The organism is Micrococcus sp. KRD070 (assembly GCF_017168435.1).
GTDB classification, from domain to species: Bacteria; Actinomycetota; Actinomycetes; order Actinomycetales; family Micrococcaceae; genus Micrococcus; species Micrococcus luteus.
In genome coordinates this window covers 82,706-101,701 of record NZ_JABFNH010000007.1, presented here as the reverse complement: position 1 = coordinate 101,701, position 18,996 = coordinate 82,706, and the positions used below count along the sequence as shown (strand labels likewise).

Below are 18,996 nucleotides of genomic sequence, written 5' to 3'. Positions count from 1 at the left end.
CTCGCCACGCGCACGGAAGGACCCCCCATGAGCACCCTCGGCCTCACCGCCACCGGAGCCGCCCTCGAGGCGATCGACCGCCATCTGCCCGCCCTCCTCCAGGACCGCGTCGCCTCCCGCCTCGGGGCGCAGGACGCCGACCTGTGGGGGGCGCCGGCCCGCGACGAGGCCGCCAAGCGGCTCGGCTGGATCGACCTGTTCGAGGACTCCCGCGCCCTCGTCCCGCACATCGCCCAGCTGACCCGGGAGCTGCGCGCCGAGGGCGTGGACCGCGTGGTCCTGGCGGGCATGGGCGGCTCGTCCCTGGCCCCCGAGGTGATCGCGGCGACGGCCGGCGTCGAGCTCGAGGTCCTGGACTCCACGGACCCGCTCCAGGTCTCCCGCGCCCTCGAGCGCGACCTCGAGCGAACCGTGCTGGTGGTCTCCTCCAAGTCCGGCTCCACCGTGGAGACCGACTCGCAGCGCCGCGTCGTCGAGGCCGCGTTCCGCGACGCTGGGATCGACCCCCGCACCCGCCTGGTCGCCGTCACGGACCCGGGCTCACCGCTGCACGCCGCGTGCGAGTCCGCCGGCTGGCGCGCCGTCTTCACCGCGGACCCGACCGTGGGCGGGCGTTTCTCGGCCCTCACCGCGTTCGGCCTGGTCCCCACCGGCCTGGCCGGCGTGGACGTCGCGGCCCTGCTGGACGACGCGGAGGCCGTGCTCGACCTGCTGATCGCCGACGACGAGGACAACCCGGGCCTGCAGCTCGGCGCGGCCCTGGGCGGCACCCGCCCGCTGCGCGACAAGCTCGTCTTCGCCGACCACGGGTCCGGCATCGCCGGACTGCCGGCCTGGATCGAGCAGCTGATCGCCGAGTCCACGGGCAAGGACGGCACCGGGCTGCTGCCCGTCGTCGTCGCCCCCGGCGACCCCGAGACCGTGTGGGACGCCCCCGACCTGCTGCAGGTGCAGCTCGTCGGCGAGGACGACGTCGCGGCCCCGGGCCACGGCGTGCAGGTCGCCGGCTCGCTCGGCGCCCAGCTGCTGCTGTGGGAGGTGGCCACCGCGGTGGCCGGCCGCCTGCTCGGGATCAACCCCTTCGACCAGCCGGACGTGGAGGCCGCCAAGGCCGCCGCCCGCACCCTGCTGGACGGCCCCGCCGCCGAGCGGCCGGCCGACGGCGAGGTGGAGGGTGTCGAGGTCTCCGGCCCGGCGTCCGTGACCTCTGCCCCGGACCTGGCCGGCGTGCTGCGCGCCACGGCGGCACTGGTGCCCGAGGGCGGCTACCTGGCGGTCCACGCCTACCTCTCCCGTCATGACGACGCCGAGCTCGAGGAGCTGCGCGCGGACCTGGCGGACCTGGTCGGCCGCCCGGTCACGTTCGGCTGGGGTCCGCGGTTCCTGCACTCCACCGGACAGTTCCACAAGGGCGGCCCGGCCGTCGGCGTGTTCCTGCAGATCACCGGCGACGCCGGCCTGGACCTCGAGGTGCCCGGCCGCCCGTTCTCCCTGGGCAGGCTCATCGCCGCGCAGGCAGCGGGCGACGCCCGGGTGCTGGGCGATCTCGGCCGCCCCGTGGTCACCCTGCACCTGCGCCGCCGCGACGCGGGCATCGAGGCCCTGAGGAGCGCCGTCCGTGGCCGGTGAGTCCCGGACCGCCCCCCGCAACCCGCTGCGCGACCCCCGTGACCGGCGCCTGACCCGCATCGCGGGCCCGTCGGCGCTCGTGCTGTTCGGCGTGACGGGCGACCTGGCGAAGAAGAAGCTCCTGCCGGCCATGTACGACCTGGCCCAACGCGGCCTGCTGCCGCCGGCGTTCTCCCTCGTCGGCTTCGGTCGCCGCAGCTGGTCCGACGAGGAGTTCGCCGACTACGTGCGCGCCGCCGTCGAGGCCTCCTCCCGGACCACGTTCGACGAGACCGTGTGGGACCAGTTCCAGGGCGGTCTGCGCTTCGTCTCCGGCGCGTTCGACGACGAGGCTGCCTACGTCCGTCTCGACGAGGTGCTCGCCGAGCTCGAGACCTCACGCGGCACGCGGGGGAACACCGCGTTCTACCTCTCCATCCCGCCGGACTGGTTCGAGGCCGTCTCCCGCCACCTGGCCGACCAGGGCCTGGCCGACCGGTCGCAGCCGGCCGAGGGCCCGTGGCGCCGCGTGGTCATCGAGAAGCCCTTCGGCCACGACCTGGCCAGCGCGCAGGAGCTCAATGCTGTGATCGAGCGCGTCTTCCCCTCGGACGCGGTGTTCCGCATCGACCACTACCTCGGCAAGGAGACGGTGCAGAACATCCTCGCGTTCCGGTTCGCCAACCGGATGTTCGAGCCGCTCTGGAACGCGGAGCACGTGGACCACGTCCAGATCACGATGGCCGAGGACATCGGCATCGGTGGACGGGCGAGCTACTACGACGGCGTGGGCGCGGCGCGCGACGTCATCCAGAACCACCTCCTGCAGCTGCTCGCGTTCACCGCGATGGAGGAGCCGATCTCGTTCGACGCGGACCATCTGCGCGCGGAGAAGGAGAAGGTCCTCGAGGCCGTGACCGTCCCGGACACGCCCGAGGGACTCGCGGCGGCCTCCGCCCGCGGCCAGTACACCTCCGGCTGGCAGGGCGGCGAGCGGGTCACGGGATTCCTCGACGAGGAGGGCTTCAACCCGGCGTCCGTCACGGAGACGTACGCCGCGCTCAAGGTGGGCATCCGCACGCGGCGCTGGCAGGGCGTGCCGTTCTACCTGCGGGCCGGCAAACGCCTCGGCCGGCGGGTGACGGAGATCGCCGTCGTCTTCAAGAAGCCCCCGCACCTGCTGTTCCCCGTCCACGACGGGGACGAGTTCGGGCAGAACATCATCGTCATCCGGGTGCAGCCGGACGAGGGCGTCACCATCCGCTTCGCGTCCAAGGTGCCCGGCACGCAGACCGAGATCCGCGACGTCACGATGGACTTCGGCTACGGCCACGCCTTCACCGAGGACTCCCCCGAGGCGTACGAGCGTCTCATCCTCGACGTGCTCCTCGGGGAGCCGCCGCTGTTCCCGCGCCAGGCCGAGGTGGAGCTGTCCTGGCGGATCGTGGACCCGTTCGAGGAGCACTGGGCGAGCCTGGGCACCCAGCCCGAGCCCTACGCCCCGGGCACGTGGGGACCGCCCTCGGCCGACGCCCTCATGGCCCGCGACGGACGAAGCTGGAGGCGCCCGTGAAGATCCGCATGCACGACACCACCACCTCCCAGGTGGCCAAGCGCATCACGCAGCTGCGCGAGAAGAGCGGGGTCGTGGCCCTCGGCCGCGTCCTCACGCTCGTGATCAGCACGGACGACGCCGGCATCGAGTCCGCCGTCCAGGCCGCCAACGCGGCCTCGCTCGAACACCCGTGCCGCATCGTCGTCCTGGCCCTGGGCGACCCCGCGGCCCCCACCCGCCTGGACGCCGAGATCCGGGTCGGGGGCGACGCCGGCGCCTCCGACGTCGTGGTGCTGTGGTGCGCCGGGGAGAACGCCCACGCCGACGAGTCGCTCGTCTCCGGGCTGCTCCTGCCCGATGCGCCCATCGTCGTGTGGTGGCCCGGGGTGCCACCCGGGGTCCCCTCGGCGACGGCGCTCGGTCGCCTGGCCCACCGCCGGATCACGGACACGGCCTCGGCGTCCGCGGCCGAGCCCGCCCTGTGGGCTCTGCGCGCGGGCCACCATGAGGGGGACACCGACCTGGCCTGGACGCGCCTGACGCTGTGGCGGATCCAGGTGGCCGGGATCTTCGACACGCTCGACGTGGCCACCCTGCGCTCGGTGACGGTGGACGGGGCGCCGGACTCCCCCAGCACCATGCTGCTCGCGGCGTGGCTCACCCTGACCCTGAAGGTGCCCGTGACGATCGCGCACTCGAAGGTCGGCCACGGGATCCGTGCGGTGCGCCTGCGGTGCACGGACGGGGACGTGGTGCTCTCCCGCTCGCAGTCGCAGGTGGCCCGGCTCTATCAGCAGGGCCGGCCGGTGCAGCGCATCTCCCTGCCACGCCGGACGATCCAGGACTGCCTGGCCGAGGAGCTGCGCCGCCTGGACCCGGACGAGGTCTTCGGCGCCGTGCTCCACCAGGGCCTGCCGCGCACGGACCTCTCCCCCGTGCAGGCCTCCGAACGCTGAGGGGCCCCCGGCGCCCCACCGGTCCGGGACGCGCGAACGCCCCGCACGGATCTTCCGTGCGGGGCGTTCGCGTCGGGGCCCGGCGGGGCGGCCTCAGGACTCCATGGTCAGACGCGGCAGGACGCCGAGCAGGGCGATCACGACACCCCAGGCGACCACGGAGCCGACGGTCAGGCGGGTGAGCAGACGCTGGGCGGAGCCCGAGGAGCTCATCGAGCTGGTCACGCCGCCGCCGAACATGTCCGAGACGCCGCCGCCGCGGCCCTTGTGCAGCAGGATGAGCAGCACGATGACCACGCTGAGCACGACCACGAGGATCTGCAGGGCCAGGGTCAGGACGTCCACGGGAGGGCTCCTCGGGTCGAGGTGCGGCCCCGGCGCGCGCCGGGGCCGTCACGGAGAATGCGGTCGGTCGGGCCGGACGGATCAGGCCTGGTCGAACCGGACGATCTTAGCAAACTCGTCCGCGTCGAGGCTGGCGCCGCCCACGAGGGCGCCGTCCACGTCTGGCTGCGCCAGCAGCGCCGGCGCGCTGGAGGACTTCACGGAGCCGCCGTAGAGGATCCGCAGTCCGGCGGCGACGTCGTCGCCGTGCAGTGCGGCCACGCGGGCGCGCAGGGCCGCGCACATCTGCTGCGCGTCCTCGGGGCCGGCGACCTCGCCCGTGCCGATCGCCCACACGGGCTCGTAGGCGACGACGACGCCGGCCACGTCCTGCGCCGACAGGCCCGCGATCGAGCCCTCCAGCTGGGCGAGCGTGTGCTCGACGTGCCGGCCGGCCTGGCGCACCTCCAGGCCCTCGCCCACGCAGATCACCGGGGTGAGGCCGTGGCGCAGGGCCGCGGCGGCCTTGCGCGCGACGAGCGCGTCGTCCTCCCCGTGGAGGGTGCGACGCTCGGAGTGGCCCACGATCGCGTAGCGGCACCCCAGCGCGGCCAGGAACGCGCCGGAGACGTCGCCCGTGTAGGCGCCGGCGTCCTCGGGCGAGAGGTCCTGCGCGCCGTAGGCGAGGTCCAGGCGGTCGCCGGTGACGAGCGTCTGCACGGCCCGCAGGCCCGTGAAGGGCGGGAACACCGCGACCTCCACGGCCTCCTGGTCATGGTCCGCGTCCGTGAGGAGCCACGTGAGGCGCTGCACCAGGGTGACGGCCTCGAGGTGGTCCAGGTTCATCTTCCAGTTGCCCGCGATCAGCGGCACGCGTGTGGTCTGCTCCGCCATGCTCACGCCCGCCCCTCGCCGGCCAGGGCGGTGACGCCCGGGAGCTCCTTGCCCTCGAGGTATTCGAGGGAGGCGCCGCCGCCGGTGGAGATGTGGCCGAACGCGTCGTCGGCGAAGCCGAGCGTGCGCACGGCCGCCGCGGAGTCGCCGCCGCCGACCACCGACAGGCCGCCGGCCGCGGAGGCCTCGGTGAGGGCCCGGGCCACCGCCCGGGTGCCCTCCGCGAAGGCCGGGAACTCGAACACGCCCATGGGGCCGTTCCAGAACACGGTCTGGGCGCCGCGGATCTGCTCCGCGAACGCCCGGGCCGTCTCGGGGCCGATGTCCAAGCCCATGGCGGACGCGCCGTGCGCGCCCGAGGTGAGGGCGTCCACGGCCAGGACCTCGTGCTCGGCGTCGGCCGCGAAGCCGGAGGCCATGACGATGTCCGTGGGGAGCACGATGCGGGCGGCCCCGGCCTCGGAGCGGCGCAGGTACTCGCGGACGGTGTCGAGCTGGTCCTCCTCGAGCAGGGAGGCGCCCACCTCGTGGCCCTGCGCCTTGAGGAACGTGAAGAGCATGCCGCCGCCGATCAGCAGCGTGTCGGCCTTGTCCAGCAGGTTGTCGATCACGGCCAGCTTGTCCGAGACCTTCGACCCGCCCAGCACGACGACGTAAGGCCGCTCCGGGGACTCGGTCAGACGGGTGAGCACCTCGAGCTCGGCGGCGACCAGCGGGCCCTGGTGGGCCGGCAGCTGTGCCGCGACGTCGAACACGGAGGCGTGCTTGCGGTGGACCGCGCCGAAGGCGTCGCCCACGTAGGCGCCGTCGTCGCCGGCCAGCGCCGCCATCTCGCCGGCCAGCGCGGCGCGCTCGGCATCGTCCTTGGAGGTCTCGCGGGCGTCGAAGCGCACGTTCTCCAGCAACAGCACCTGGCCGTCCTGCAGGGCGGCGGCCTTCGCGCGCGCGTCGTCCCCGGTCACGTCCGCGGCCAGGGCGACGTCGGCGCCCAGCAGCTCGGCCATGCGCGCGGCGACCGGACGGAGGGAGTACGCGGGGTCCGGCTCACCCTTGGGGCGGCCCAGGTGGGCCATGACGATCACGCGCGCACCGGCCTCGGCCAGGTCCCGGATCGCGGGCAGCGAGGCCCGGATGCGGCCGTCGTCGGTGACGGTGTCCCCGTCCAGCGGGACGTTCAGGTCGGACCGGATGAGCACGGTGCGGCCGGCGACGCCGGCCTCGAGCAGATCGGTGAGGGTCGGTGCGGGCATGATGCCTCCTGGGGTGCCGGAGCGGGGTCGGTTCACGGTGCAGTCTAGGCGGACGGCCCGGGCCGACGGAGGAACCGTCGGCCCGGGCCGTCGGGCGCCGTGCGGGCTCAGAGCTTCGAGCCGATGAGGTCTGCGAAGTCCATGAGCTGGGAGGTGTAGCCGTACTCGTTGTCGTACCAGCCGATGATCTTCACGGTCTGGCCGATGGACTTGGTCAGCGGGGCGTCGAAGGTGCACGCCGCCGGGGAGGTGATGATGTCCGAGGACACGATCGGGTCCTCCGAGTAGACCAGGCGGCCCTGCAGCGGACCGGACTCCGCGGCCTTCTTGAACGCCGCGTTGATCTCCTCGACCTCCACGTGGCGCGTCAGCTCCACGGTCAGGTCGGTGGCCGAGCCGGTGATGGTGGGCACCCGCATGGCGAAGCCGTCGAGCTTGCCCTTCAGCTCCGGGATGACCTCGCCGATGGCCTTGGCCGCGCCCGTGGAGGTGGGCACCATGTTCTGGGCGGCGGCGCGCGCCCGACGGCGATCCTTCTTGTGCACGTTGTCGTGCAGGTTCTGGTCGCCGGTGTACGCGTGGATCGTGGTCATGATGCCGTCCACGATGCCGAACTCGTCGTTGAGGACCTTCGCCATCGGGGCCAGGCAGTTCGTGGTGCACGAGGCGTTCGAGACGATGTGCATCGTCTCCGCGTCGTAGGTGTGCTCGTTCACACCCATCACGAAGGTGCCGTCGACCTCCTTGGCGGGAGCGGAGATGAGGACCTTCTTGGCCCCGGCGTCGAGGTGGGCCTGCGCCTTGGGGCCGGTCGTGAAGATGCCGGTGCACTCGATGACCAGGTCCACGCCGAGCTCACCCCACGGCAGCTTCGTCGGGTCGGCCTCCTGGAAGAACGCGACGTCGCGGCCGTCGATGCGGAACCCCTTCTCGGTCCGCTCCAGCTCGCCCGGGTAGCGGCCCAGGATGGTGTCGTACTGGGTCAGCCAGAACAGGTCCTCGGGGTCGGCGAGGTCGTTCACCGCGACCAGCTCGAGGTTCTCGTGGCCGCGGTCCCTGAGCACGCGCACGATGTTGCGTCCGATGCGGCCGTAGCCGTTGATGGCGATCTTGGTCATGGTGGTCTCTCTCGTTAGTTCGCGTTGCGTGGTCCCCGTGGCGGTGGGTCCGGGGCGGTACGGTCGAGCGGTCGCGCCCGGTCCGGGCGCGCGGTGGGGACAGGGCCGGAGCGCCGAGCCCCTCCCCGCATCGGGGCGCTGACGTCGTGGGGCCACGACGTCAGCGCCCCGGTGCGCGGTGTGGATCAGGCCGGGAGGATCAGGCCGGAGGCGCCGGCGCGGGCGGCCTCGAAGCGGGCCTGCACGTCGGCCCAGTTCACGATGTTCCAGATCGCCTTGACGTAGTCCGCCTTGACGTTCTGGTAGTCGAGGTAGAAGGCGTGCTCCCACATGTCCAGCTGGAACAGCGGGATGGTGGCGACCGGCACGCCGTTCTGCTGGTCGTAGAACTGCTCGATCACCAGGTTGCCGCCGATGGGCTCGTAGGCCAGCACGGCCCAGCCGGAGCCCTGGATGCCGAGGGCGGCGGCGGTGAAGTGGGCCTGGAACTGGTCGAACGAGCCGAAGTACTCGTCGATGGCGGCGGCCAGCTCGCCGGTCGGCTTGTCGCCGCCCTCCGGCGAGAGGTTCTTCCAGAAGATCGAGTGGTTCGTGTGCCCGCCCAGGTTGAAGGCGAGGTCCTTCGACAGCTGGTTCACGGAGCCGAAGTCGCCGGCCTCACGCGCGGCGGCCAGCTTCTCCAGGGCGGTGTTCGCGCCCTTGACGTACGTGGCGTGGTGCTTGGAGTGGTGCAGCTCCATGATGCGGGCCGAGATGTGCGGCTCCAGCGCGGCGTAGTCGTAGTCCAGCTCCGGAAGGGTGTATTCGGTCATGCTTCCTCCTTGGTCAGGCGAGGCTGCGGGCAGGACGCCCTCGGCCTCCACCTCGGGCAACCTCGCGTCTCGGCGGCGTATTCCATCCGTCTCCATTGTGATCGGGGGCGGAGCGCCGGGGCCAGATCCCGTCGACGGTGATCCCGCGCTCAGCCTTCGGAGGCCGCGTCCGTCCCGGGGATGCCCCGCTCGGCGGCCCGCTTGTCCGCCATGGCCAGTAGCCGGCGGATGCGCCCGGCGACGGCGTCCTTGGTCATCGGCGGGTCCGCGAGGCGGCCGAGCTCGTCGAGGGAGGCCTGCTTGTGCTCGAGGCGCAGCCGTCCCGCGTAGCGAAGGTGGTCGGGCACCTCGTCCCCGAGGATCTCGAGGGCCCGCTCCACCTTCGCCCCGGCCGTGACAGCGGCCTGGGCGGAACGGCGCAGGTTGGCGTCGTCGAAGTTCGCCAGGCGGTTGGCGGTGGCCCGGACCTCTTTGCGCTCGCGCCGCTCGCGCCAGAGGGTCGCGGTCTGCTCCGCGCCGACGGCGGCGAGCAGCGTGGCGATCGCCTCGCCGTCGCGGACCACGACGCGGTCCGACTGACGCACCTCGCGCGCCTTCGCCGCCACGCGGAGCCGACGCGCGGCCCCCACCAGCGCGAGCGCGGCCTCCGGGCCCGGCGTGGTCACCTCGAGGGCCGCCGAGCGGCCGGGCTCGGTGAGGGAGCCGTGGGCCAGCAGGGCCCCGCGCCACACGGCGGCGGTGGCCGCCGTCGTCCCGCTGACGAGGACCGGCGCGAGGCCACGCACGGGCCGTCCCCGCTGGTCGATGAGCCCGGTCTGCCGGGCGAGGTCCTCTCCCCCGCGCACGACCCGGAGCACGTACCGCTGACCACGGCGCAGGTTGCCGCCGGAGACCACCACGATCTCCGGGGCCAGGCCGTACAGCTCGGTGATGGCGGCGCGCAGGCGGCGCGCACTGGCGCCGTGGTCCAGTTCAACCTCCACGACGACGCGGCCGGCCACGAGGTGCAACCCCCCGGCGAACCGCAGCATCGCCGCGGTCTCCGCCCGCCGCTCCGGGGTCGCGGCGACCGGCACACGGGCCAGCTCCTCCTTGAGGGTCATGGTCAGCGCCATGCTCGTGCTCCTTCTCGGCGAGGTGCGCGCGTCAGTGGGTCATCGCCTCGTCGATCGCGACGGCCAGGCGCAGCGGGTCGTGGACCTGGGGATCCTGGGCACTGCTCACTCTACTGAACGCCACGCGCGCGCCCATCCGGGCCGCCTCGGCCTCCACCGCCGCCCGGTCGGTGACCGCGTCCACGTCGGCGATCACCACGTCCAGCCGGAGGTCCGGCGCATAGGAGCGCAGCACCTTGAGGTGGTCGGCGTGGGTGAGGCCGGTGGTCTCCTGGTCTCCCGTGCGCAGGTTCAGCACCATGAGGCGCCGGGCGGTGGTGGCGGCGAGGGCCGCGCGCACGTCCGGCATCAGCAGGTGCGGCAGCACCGACGTGTACAGCGAGCCGGGTCCGAGCACCACCCAGTCGGCCAGCTCGATCGCCGAGAGCGCCTCCGGGGTGGCGGGGGCGTCGGACGGGCTCAGGCGGACGTCGGTGACGCGCCCCTCGAACGCGGCGACCGCGAGGGCCACCTGGCCCTCCACGCATCGGGTGCGCAGGCGGCCGTCCGGGCCGGCGCTGAGCACGTCCCCGCCGATGGTCAGCGGCACCCGCGAGACCGGCAGGACCTCACCGTGCGCCCGCAGCAGGGCGCCGGCCCAGCGCAGCCCGTCCACCGGGTCGCCCAGCAGCTCCCAGAGGGCGACGATCAGGAGGTTCCCGAGCGCGTGGTTGTCCAGGGTGGCCTGGTCGGCGGGCACCTCGGTGGAGCGGAAGCGGTGCTGCATGACGTGGGCCCAGGTCCGACCCCAGTCGGTGTCGTCGCACAGGGCGGCCAGCGCCATGCGGAGGTCGCCGGGCGGCAGCACCGCCATCTCCCGGCGGATGGTGCCGGAGGAGCCACCGTCGTCCGCCACCGTGACGATGGCCGTGAGGTGCCCGGCCACGTGCCGCAGGGCCGCGAGGGACGCGGAGAGGCCGTGGCCGCCGCCGAGGGCGGTGACGCGGGCCGTGGGGCGGGACATGCCCGCACCCACCCCGCGCCCTTCCGAACCCATCCCGGGCGGCAGGGGCAGTTGGCCGGTGAGCGGGGACGTCATTCGCGCCCCATGTCCCGGTGCTGGACGTGCACCGTGACGTGGGGCACCTGGGCCAGGCGCCGGGCCAGCTCCTCGGCGACGGCCACGGAGCGGTGCTTGCCGCCCGTGCAGCCGATGGCGAGCGTAGCGTAGTGCTTGTTCTCCCGCCGGTAGCCCTCGAACACCGGCCCCAGCATGGCGACGTACGTGCGCAGGAAGTCCTCGACACCGGGGCGGGAGAGCACGTAGTCCGCGACCGCGGCCTCCGTGCCCGTGTGCGGACGCAGCGCCGGCACCCAGTGGGGGTTGGGGATGAAGCGCATGTCCGCCACGAAGTTCGCGTCCGCCGGGACGCCGTACTTGAACCCGAAGCTCATGATGGTCAGGCGCAGCGTGACGGGGCCGGACTCCGAGAACAGCTCGGTGATCTCCGTGGCCAGGCCGTGCACGTTCAGCTCGGTGGTGTCCACCACGACGTCGGCACGCGCCTTGAGCGGCTCGACGACGTCCCGCTCCGCGCGGATGCCGTCCAGCAGCCGGGCGTTGCCCTGCATCGGGTGGGGGCGGCGGCCGGCCTCGAAGCGTTGCAGGAGGACGTGGTCCTCCGCATCGAGGAACACGGTGCGATACTCCACTCCGCTGTTGGCCAGGTGCTGCAGGGCGGCGTACAGCTCCTCGAAGTAGGAGCGCGAGCGCACGTCCACCACGATCGCCAGGCGCGGGAACGCCTCCGGCGAGCGGGCGATGAGCTCGGCCAGCGTGCCGAACAGGGCCGGCGGCATGTTCTCCACCACGTCCCAGCCGTGGTCCTCGAGCGCGTGCGCGGCGGTGGTCCGTCCGGCGCCGGACATCCCGGCGATCACGAGCACCTCGGATGTCGGCGGCTTCTCCGGCTGGAGGGTCTCCTCGGTCATGACTCCACTGTATCCGCGGGCGTGTCGGCCGTGAGCGCCGTGTGGACGGCCTCGGCCAGCCGCGGCCCGATGCCGGCGACCTCGGTCAGCCGGTCCACGCCGGCGGCCCGGATCTCGGCGACGGAGCCGAAGTGGTTCAGCAGCGCGGTGCGCTTGGCCGGGCCCAGGCCCGGGATCCCGTCCAGGGCGGAGACGGTCATCGCCTTGGACCGCCGGCTGCGGTGGCCCGCGATCGCGAACCGGTGCGACTCGTCACGGATGCGCTGGAGCAGGTACAGGCCCTCCGAGGTGCGCGGCAGGACCACCGGGAACTCGTCGCCCGGCAGCCACACCTCCTCGAGCCGCTTGGCCAGCCCGACCACGGGCAGGTCGTCCAGGCCCAGCTCCTCGAGGACCGCCGCGGCCGCGGCCACCTGGGGCGGGCCGCCGTCGACCACCACGAGCGAGGGCGGGTACGCGAAGCGGCGCCCCGCCTCCTGATCGTCCCCCTCGACCTGACCGGAGAGCGGGGCGCCCTCCGCGCGCTCCTTGGCCAGGCGGGCGAAACGACGCCGCAGGACGTCGCGCAGGGACGCCGTGTCGTCCCGGGCGGCCTCCCCCGTGACGTTGAAGCGGCGGTAGTCCTTCTTCTTCGGCAGCCCGTCCTCCATGACGACCATCGAGCCGACCACGTTGGTGCCCTGGGAGTGGGAGATGTCGTAGCACTCGATGCGCAGCAGGGGCTCGGTGATCTCCAGGGCCTCCTGCAGCTCCCGCAGGGCGGCGGAGCGGGTGGTGAGGTCCCCGGACCGCCGCGACTTGTGCAGCTTGAGGGCCATCTCCGCGTTCTCCCGGACGGTCTCCATGAGGTCCGCCTTCGAGCCCCGCCGGGGCACGCGCACGGCGACCCGGGACCCGCGCAGGCCCGAGAGCCACTCGGTGAGCTGTGCGGCGTCGTCGGGCTCGACCGGGACGAGGATCTCGTGCGGGATGCGCTCCGGCCCCTCGAGGTCGCCGTAGACCTGCTGGAGCAGGTGCGCGACCATCTCCGGCTCGGCGACGTCCTCCACGCGCTCCATGACCCAGCCGCGCTGGCCGCGGATGCGTCCCTGCCGGACGTGGAACACCTGCACCGCGACCTCCAGCTCGTCCGCGTGCAGGGCGAAGATGTCCGCCTCCGTGTTCTCCGGCAGCACCACGGCGTTGCGCTCGAACACGCGGCGCAGCGCGGCGATGTCGTCCCGCAGCCGGGCCGCGTCCTCGTAGCGCAGCTCCTCGACGGCACGGGCCATGGCCTTCTCCAGCTCGCGGATGAACCGGTTCGCGTCCCCGGCCATGAAGTCGCAGAAGTCCTGGGCCAGCGCGCGATGGTCCGCCGGGCTGATCCGGCCCACGCAGGGCGCCGAGCACTTGCCGATGTAGCCGAGCAGGCACGGCCGGTCCTGGGCGCGGGCCCGCTTGAACACGCCGGCCGAGCACGTGCGGACCGGGAAGACGCGCAGCATCAGGTCCACGGTCTCGCGGATCGCCTTGGCCGGGTGGAACGGGCCGAAGTACTTCACGCCGGGCTTCCGGTCGCCGCGCATCACCTGGACGCGCGGGAACTGCTCGTTCATGGTCACGGCCAGGTACGGGTACGACTTGTCGTCCCGGTACATGATGTTGAACCGGGGGCGGTACTCCTTGATCCACGTGTACTCGAGCTGGAGCGCCTCCAGCTCGGAGCCGACGACGGTCCACTCGACCGCGGCCGCCGTGAACACCATGGTCCGGGTCTTGGTGGCCAGCCGGGCGGGGTCCTGGAAATAGGAGCTCAGGCGGGCGCGCAGGTTCTTCGCCTTGCCGACGTAGACGACGCGTCCGTCCGCGTCGCGGAAGCGGTAGACGCCGGGCGACGTGGAGATCTCGCCCGGAGCCGGGCGGTAGGAGGCCGGATCAGCCACGGGCACCCGGGGCGGCGTTGTAGGCGTCCACCCGCTCCTGCCCCGAGAGCGCGCCGATGGCGTCCATGATCGCCGCCGTCGCGTCGCGGCGCTGCGGCAGGGTGTGTCGACGCCCGGGGTGGCCGAAGTCCAGGGGCGCGCCCACGCGCACGGAGAACCGGTGGGGACGGAAGCCGTTCGTGTCCGGCGGCTGGAGGTGCTGCGTGCCGACGAGGCCCACGGGCACCACGGGTGCGCCGGTGGCCAGGGCCAGCCAGGCCGCACCGGTGCGGCCGCGGTAGAGGCGGCCGTCGCGGCTGCGGGTGCCCTCCGGGTAGATGCCGACGCCCTGGCCGGACTCGAGCAGGCCCACGAGGGACTCGAGCGCGGCCACGGAGGCGGCCTGCTCGCCCCGGCGGACGGGGACGGAGCCCACGGACTCGAAGAACCGCCGCCGGACGCGGCCCCGCAGGCCCGTGCCCGTGAAGTACTCCTCCTTGGCGAAGAAGTGGACCGGGCGGGGGGCGAGGGCCTGGAGGATCACCGAGTCGACGAAGGACAGGTGGTTGGAGGCCATGACGAAGGGGCCCCGCGCAGGGACGTGCTCCATGCCGACGACCTCGGGGCGGCAGGTGAGCCGCAGGAGCGCGGCGGCGCTCCTGCGCACGGGCTCCGACGTCGCCATGGCTCTCCTTCGTCCGCGTCCTGCGTGGGCGGGGTCCATGCTACGCGAGCAGTTCCGCGAGGAACCGGCCCGTGTGGCTCTCCGCGACGTGTGCGACCTCCTCCGGCGTGCCCGCGGCCACGATCGTGCCGCCCCCGGAGCCGCCCTCGGGGCCGAGGTCGATCACGTGGTCGGCACTCTTGATCACGTCGAGGTTGTGCTCGATGGTGAGCACCGTGTTGCCCTTGTCCACGAGGGACTGGAGCACGTGCAGGAGCTTGCGGATGTCGTCGAAGTGCAGCCCCGTGGTCGGCTCGTCCAGCACGTAGATGGTGCGGCCGTTGGAGCGCTTCTGGAGCTCGGCCGCCAGCTTCACGCGCTGGGCCTCGCCGCCCGAGAGCGTGGTGGCGGGCTGGCCCAGGCGGACGTAGCCCAGACCGACGTCGACGAGCGTGTCCAGGTACCGCGAGATGCGGGTGTACGCGCTGAAGAAGTCCGCGGCCTCCTCGATCGGCATGTCGAGGACCTCGGCGATGTTCTTGCCCTTGTAGGTGACCTCGAGCGTCTCCCGGTTGTACCGGGCCCCGTGGCACACCTCGCACGGCACGTAGACGTCCGGCAGGAAGTTCATCTCGATCTTCAGCGTGCCGTCCCCCGCGCACGCCTCGCAGCGCCCGCCCTTGATGTTGAAGGAGAACCGGCCCTGCTGGTAGCCCCGGACCTTCGCCTCGGGGGTCTCTGCGAAGAGCTTGCGGATCGCGTCGAACACGCCGGTGTAGGTGGCGGGGTTGGAGCGCGGCGTGCGCCCGATGGGGCTCTGGTCCACGTGGACCACCTTGTCCAGGTGCTCGAGCCCCTCCACGGACCGGTGCCGGCCGGGCACGAGCTTGGCGCCGTTGAGCCGGTTGGCCAGGACCTTGTAGAGGATCTCGTTGATCAGCGTGGACTTGCCCGAGCCGGACACACCCGTCACGGCCGTGAGGACCCCGAGCGGGACCTCCACCGAGACGTCCTTCAGGTTGTTCTCCTGGGCGCCGCGGACCGTCAGCACGCGCCCCTTCTCCGGGACGCGACGCCGCTCCGGCACCGCGATGGAGCGGCGCCCGGAGAGGTAGTCGCCGGTGACGGACCGCGTGTTCGCCTTGAGATCCGCCAGGGAGCCCGAGTGCACGACCTCGCCCCCGTGCTCGCCCGCGCGAGGACCGATGTCCACGATCCAGTCCGCCTCGGCGATCGTGTCCTCGTCGTGCTCGACGACGATGAGGGTGTTGCCGAGGTCCCGCAGGCGCAGGAGGGTCTCGATGAGGCGGCGGTTGTCCCGCTGGTGCAGGCCGATGGACGGCTCGTCGAGCACGTAGAGGACGCCGACCAGCCCGGAGCCGATCTGCGTGGCCAGGCGGATGCGCTGGGCCTCGCCTCCAGAGAGGGTGCCGGCCGGCCGCTCCAGGTTGAGGTACTCCAGGCCGACGTCCAGCAGGAACGCCAGCCGGGCCAGGATCTCCTTGAGCACCTGGTCCGCGATCTGCCGCTCCCGGTCCGTCAGCCGCAGCCCCGAGAAGAACTCCATGGCCTCCCGCATGGGCAGGCGGGTGGCGTCCGCGATGGACAGGCCGCCCACGAGCACGTTCAGGACCGTGGGGTTGAGGCGGGCCCCGTGGCACGCCGGGCACGGGATCTCCCGCATGAACGACTCGTAGCGCTCGCGGGCGCCGTCCGACTCGGTCTCCCCGTGCTTGCGCATCACGTAGGGGATGACGCCCTCGAAGCCCGTGGTGTAGCGGCGCTCGCGGCCGAACCGGTTGCGGAACGTCACCTCCACCTTGAAGTCCTTGCCGTGCAGGACGGCGTCGCGCTCCGCCTCCGTCAGGTCCTTCCACGGGGTGTCCAGGGAGAAGCCCATCTCCTTGCCCAGCCCGCCGAGCACGCGCAGCCAGTAGTCCGAGGTGGACTTGCCGAGCGACCACGGCACGACGGCGCCCTCGCGCAGGGACAGCTCGTCGTTGGCGACGACGAGGTCCGGGTCCACCTGCAGACGGGAGCCGATGCCGGTGCACTCGGGGCACGCGCCGAACGGGTTGTTGAAGGAGAACGAGCGCGGCTCGATCTCGTCCACGGTCTGCTCGTGCCCGTTGGGGCAGGAGAGCTTCTCGGAGAACGAGCGGTACCGGGGGTTGCCCTCGGCGTCCCGCCCGCCGAACTCCGCGGTGTTCTTCCTGCCCTTCTCGGCGACCGGCTCCACGTCCACGAACTCGGCCACGACGAGGCCGTCCGCCAGCTTCAGGGCGGTCTCCACCGAGTCGGTGAGGCGCTGGCGGATGCCCTCCTTCATGGCGAGGCGGTCCACGACGACGGCGATGGTGTGCTTGACCTGCTTCTTCAGCACGGGCGGGTCCGAGAGCTGGACGGTCTCCCCGTCCACGACGGCGCGGGCGAAGCCCTGCGTGGACAGGTCCTTGAACAGGTCCACGAACTCGCCCTTGCGGCCGCGGACCACGGGCGCGAGCACCTGGAAGCGGGTGCGCTCGGGCAGCTCCTCGAGCTGGTCCACGATCTGCTGCGGGGTCTGCCGGCTCACCGGCTCGCCGCACTGCGGGCAGTGCGGCACCCCGACACGCGCCCAGAGCAGGCGCATGTAGTCGTAGATCTCGGTGATGGTCCCCACCGTGGAGCGCGGGTTGCGGTTGGTCGACTTCTGGTCGATGGACACGGCCGGGGACAGGCCCTCGATGAAGTCCACGTCCGGCTTGTCCACCCGGCCCAGGAACATGCGGGCGTAGGAGGAGAGCGACTCGACGTAGCGTCGCTGGCCCTCGGCGAAGATCGTGTCGAAGGCCAGGGAGGACTTGCCCGAGCCGGACAGACCCGTGAACACGACCATGGCGTCCCGCGGGAAGCTGACGTCCACGTCCTTCAGGTTGTGCTCGCGGGCGCCCTGGACGACGATGCGGTCCCGCTCGCCCGAGCGCGCGCCGCCGGGGCCGGAGGCGAGGCCGCCGGGGTGGGCCTCGACGGCGGAGGAGACGGTGGTGGAGGAGTTCTTGGGCACGCGGCCAGCATAGGGGCGGGTACGGACACGACACCGGGGTCTCGCCTGTGGGCGAACCCACCGCGGGCCGGGCCCGCCCTGGCGCCTCACCGCCCCGTCCGTACACTGTTGCGCATGCCCGAGACCGCCCGGAACCGCCTCCTGCACGATCTGCCCGCCGTCACGGTGCGCACCTGCTCCGTGTCGGAGATGGACAACAACGTGTACCTGCTCACCTCCAAGACCACGGGGGCGCAGGTGCTGATCGACGCCGCCGCCGAGGCCGAGGCCATCCGCGACCTCATCGCCTCGGCCGCGGACGACACCCCGTGCGAGCCGCGCCTCGAGATGATCGTCACCACGCATCGACACTGGGACCACGTGCGCGCGTTGCCGGCGCTGGCCTCCCTGACCGGGGCCCGCACGGCGGCCGGCGAGGACGACGCCGACGCGATCGCCGAGGCCACGGGGGTCGCCCCCGACGTGCGCCTGCGCCACGGGGACACCGTGGGGGCGGACGGGCTCCGGCTCGAGGTGGTGGCCCTGCGCGGCCACACGCCCGGGTCCATCGCGCTGGTGTGCCGCCCCGAGGCGGACGAGCCGGCCGTGCTCTTCACCGGCGACTCCCTCTTCCCGGGCGGGGTGGGCAACACCGAGGGCGACGACGGCCGGTTCCGTCAGCTGTTCACGGACGTGAGCGATCGGATCTTCGACGCGTTCGACGACGACGTGGTGGTCCACCCCGGCCACGGCGCCTCCACGACCCTGGGCGCCGAGCGCCCCCACCTGCCGGAGTGGGCCGAGCGCGGCTGGTGACGGTGCGCCCGGGCGGTCCCGGGCCCAGCGTCAGGCCGGCTTCTGCCCCGCCATGAACAGGCGCCGGGCCGGGAAGATCGTGACCGGGCCGCCGTCGTCGGCCGTGACACCGGGCACCGGCGGGTACGCCTCGCGCATGGCGGCGCGGTACCGGTCCACGAACGCCTCGAGCAGCCCGGCGCCCTCGGCGGCGCCCTCCTCGGCGTCCCAGCGGGCCAGGGCCTGCAGGCTCGGTCGCAGGGCCGCGCCGGAGGTCCACCGGAACACCGGGTCCTCGCCCGTCAGCACCTGCTGGTACTCCGTCTCCCAGACGACCGGGGACCACCCCGCCTCGAGGAACAGCCGCGTGTACTCCTCGGGCGGCGCCACGGTGCGGGTCGTCGCCACCCCGTGCAGCGGCTCGGAGAAGGCCGGGTCCTCCGCCAGCGCCACGATCGCCGCGTGGGAGGGCTGCTCGTAGGGCCGCGGGATCTGCGCCGCGAACCACGCCCCCGGCGTGAGGTCCCCGAGCCAGCGCCGGATCAGGCGACGGTGCGTCGGGATCCACTGGAGCATCGCGTTGGACACCACGACGTCCGTCGCCCCCGACGGGCGCCACTGCGAGGCGTCGACCGCCTCGAAGCGCAGGTTGGCGGGGGCGCCCGTGCGGGCCGCCTGCTCCCGGGCCCGCTCCAGCATGGCGGGCGAGTCGTCCAGACCGATCACCTCGGCGTCCGGCCAGCGCTCGGCCAGCGTCCGGGTCAGGGTCCCCGGGCCGCAGCCCAGGTCCACCACGACGCGCGGGGCCTCGGCGCGCACGCGCCCCACCAGGTCGTGGAAGGGGCGGGCGCGGTGTTCGGCGAAGCCCTCGTACTGCGCGGGATCCCAGGTGAACCCCCCGCCCTGTCGGCCGGTCACGTCCCCCACGACGGCGTCGGTGTCCGGGTGCGGGCTCTCGGGCGCGATCTGACTCATGGCGGCACCGTATCGCGCGGAGCGGCCGATACC

16 protein-coding genes are annotated in these 18,996 nt (G+C 73.0%); 4 read left to right on the top strand and 12 right to left on the bottom strand.

What is annotated here, in order from left to right; genetic code table 11:
• Positions 1-27 precede the first annotated feature (27 nt).
• From J1M38_RS02545 to J1M38_RS02535, 3 genes are read left to right on the top strand one after another with little or no spacing between them, the layout of a single operon-like run.
• Positions 28-1,629 carry a glucose-6-phosphate isomerase gene (locus J1M38_RS02545; protein WP_036315278.1) on the top strand — a complete coding sequence of 534 codons (1,602 nt, stop codon included), beginning with the start codon at positions 28-30 and terminating at the stop codon, positions 1,627-1,629.
• Positions 1,619-3,181 carry a glucose-6-phosphate dehydrogenase gene (gene zwf, locus J1M38_RS02540; RefSeq protein ID WP_036315281.1) on the top strand — a complete coding sequence of 521 codons (1,563 nt, stop codon included), beginning with the start codon at positions 1,619-1,621 and terminating at the stop codon, positions 3,179-3,181. The genes J1M38_RS02545 and zwf overlap by 11 nt, the downstream gene beginning before the upstream one ends.
• Complete coding sequence (locus tag J1M38_RS02535) at positions 3,178-4,119, top strand: glucose-6-phosphate dehydrogenase assembly protein OpcA (RefSeq protein ID WP_036315284.1); 942 nt, start codon at positions 3,178-3,180, stop codon at positions 4,117-4,119. The genes zwf and J1M38_RS02535 overlap by 4 nt, the downstream gene beginning before the upstream one ends.
• Positions 4,120-4,212: 93 nt before the next feature.
• Here J1M38_RS02535 and secG read toward each other — a convergent pair whose 3' ends face one another.
• The 11 genes from secG to uvrA all read right to left on the bottom strand — a co-directional run bounded on the left by secG (position 4,213) and on the right by uvrA (position 17,214).
• Entirely contained in the window at positions 4,213-4,464 is a 252-nt protein-coding gene (gene secG, locus J1M38_RS02530) for a preprotein translocase subunit SecG (RefSeq protein ID WP_036315286.1), read from the bottom strand.
• Positions 4,465-4,545: 81 nt separating this feature from the next.
• Entirely contained in the window at positions 4,546-5,337 is a 792-nt protein-coding gene (gene tpiA / locus J1M38_RS02525; RefSeq protein ID WP_036315288.1) for a triose-phosphate isomerase, read from the bottom strand.
• A 2-nt stretch (positions 5,338-5,339) separates the two neighbouring features.
• Positions 5,340-6,587 (bottom strand): phosphoglycerate kinase, encoded by a 1,248-nt coding sequence (pgk, locus tag J1M38_RS02520; protein ID WP_049147874.1) that lies wholly within the window; start codon positions 6,585-6,587, stop codon positions 5,340-5,342.
• A gap of 107 nt (positions 6,588-6,694) precedes the next feature.
• Entirely contained in the window at positions 6,695-7,705 is a 1,011-nt protein-coding gene (gene gap, locus J1M38_RS02515; protein WP_041105191.1) for a type I glyceraldehyde-3-phosphate dehydrogenase, read from the bottom strand.
• A gap of 185 nt (positions 7,706-7,890) precedes the next feature.
• Positions 7,891-8,517 (bottom strand): superoxide dismutase, encoded by a 627-nt coding sequence (locus J1M38_RS02510; protein WP_036315296.1) that lies wholly within the window; start codon positions 8,515-8,517, stop codon positions 7,891-7,893.
• A 149-nt stretch (positions 8,518-8,666) separates the two neighbouring features.
• The gene (whiA, locus tag J1M38_RS02505) at positions 8,667-9,632 is read right to left on the bottom strand and encodes a DNA-binding protein WhiA (protein WP_036315298.1); all 966 of its coding nucleotides are present in this window, start codon (positions 9,630-9,632) and stop codon (positions 8,667-8,669) included.
• Positions 9,633-9,663: 31 nt separating this feature from the next.
• Complete coding sequence (yvcK, locus tag J1M38_RS02500; RefSeq protein WP_036315301.1) at positions 9,664-10,710, bottom strand: uridine diphosphate-N-acetylglucosamine-binding protein YvcK; 1,047 nt, start codon at positions 10,708-10,710, stop codon at positions 9,664-9,666.
• The gene (gene rapZ / locus J1M38_RS02495; RefSeq protein WP_036315303.1) at positions 10,707-11,603 is read right to left on the bottom strand and encodes an RNase adapter RapZ; all 897 of its coding nucleotides are present in this window, start codon (positions 11,601-11,603) and stop codon (positions 10,707-10,709) included. Before rapZ ends, yvcK begins: the two co-directional genes overlap by 4 nt.
• A complete protein-coding gene (gene uvrC / locus J1M38_RS02490) occupies positions 11,600-13,525 on the bottom strand; it encodes an excinuclease ABC subunit UvrC (protein ID WP_036315391.1) in 1,926 nt (641 codons plus the stop codon). Before uvrC ends, rapZ begins: the two co-directional genes overlap by 4 nt.
• A complete protein-coding gene (locus J1M38_RS02485; RefSeq protein WP_036315306.1) occupies positions 13,518-14,189 on the bottom strand; it encodes a 1-acyl-sn-glycerol-3-phosphate acyltransferase in 672 nt (223 codons plus the stop codon). Before J1M38_RS02485 ends, uvrC begins: the two co-directional genes overlap by 8 nt.
• A gap of 40 nt (positions 14,190-14,229) precedes the next feature.
• Entirely contained in the window at positions 14,230-17,214 is a 2,985-nt protein-coding gene (uvrA, locus tag J1M38_RS02480) for an excinuclease ABC subunit UvrA (RefSeq protein ID WP_036315307.1), read from the bottom strand.
• Between the two features lie 114 nt (positions 17,215-17,328).
• Here uvrA and J1M38_RS02475 point away from each other — a divergent pair, with 114 nt between their 5' ends.
• Positions 17,329-18,009 (top strand): MBL fold metallo-hydrolase, encoded by a 681-nt coding sequence (locus tag J1M38_RS02475; protein ID WP_036315309.1) that lies wholly within the window; start codon positions 17,329-17,331, stop codon positions 18,007-18,009.
• Positions 18,010-18,039: 30 nt separating this feature from the next.
• On the opposite strand, the gene J1M38_RS02470 is transcribed toward J1M38_RS02475, so the two are convergent.
• Positions 18,040-18,963, bottom strand: coding sequence for a methyltransferase domain-containing protein (locus tag J1M38_RS02470; RefSeq protein WP_036382741.1), 924 nt, complete (start codon positions 18,961-18,963; stop codon positions 18,040-18,042).
• Positions 18,964-18,996: the final 33 nt, after the last annotated feature.

Excerpts from the sequence above, each read along its gene's own strand:
- J1M38_RS02545 (WP_036315278.1), top strand. The coding sequence starts at position 28 with ATGAGCACCCTCGGCCTCACCGCCACCGGAGCCGCCCTCGAGGCGATC.
- tpiA (WP_036315288.1), bottom strand. The coding sequence starts at position 5,337 with ATGGCGGAGCAGACCACACGCGTGCCGCTGATCGCGGGCAACTGGAAG.
- pgk (WP_049147874.1), bottom strand. The coding sequence starts at position 6,587 with ATGCCCGCACCGACCCTCACCGATCTGCTCGAGGCCGGCGTCGCCGGC.
- gap (WP_041105191.1), bottom strand. The coding sequence starts at position 7,705 with ATGACCAAGATCGCCATCAACGGCTACGGCCGCATCGGACGCAACATC.
- J1M38_RS02510 (WP_036315296.1), bottom strand. The coding sequence starts at position 8,517 with ATGACCGAATACACCCTTCCGGAGCTGGACTACGACTACGCCGCGCTG.
- whiA (WP_036315298.1), bottom strand. The coding sequence starts at position 9,632 with ATGGCGCTGACCATGACCCTCAAGGAGGAGCTGGCCCGTGTGCCGGTC.
- yvcK (WP_036315301.1), bottom strand. The coding sequence starts at position 10,710 with ATGACGTCCCCGCTCACCGGCCAACTGCCCCTGCCGCCCGGGATGGGT.
- rapZ (WP_036315303.1), bottom strand. The coding sequence starts at position 11,603 with ATGACCGAGGAGACCCTCCAGCCGGAGAAGCCGCCGACATCCGAGGTG.
- J1M38_RS02485 (WP_036315306.1), bottom strand. The coding sequence starts at position 14,189 with ATGGCGACGTCGGAGCCCGTGCGCAGGAGCGCCGCCGCGCTCCTGCGG.
- J1M38_RS02475 (WP_036315309.1), top strand. The coding sequence starts at position 17,329 with ATGCCCGAGACCGCCCGGAACCGCCTCCTGCACGATCTGCCCGCCGTC.
- J1M38_RS02470 (WP_036382741.1), bottom strand. The coding sequence starts at position 18,963 with ATGAGTCAGATCGCGCCCGAGAGCCCGCACCCGGACACCGACGCCGTC.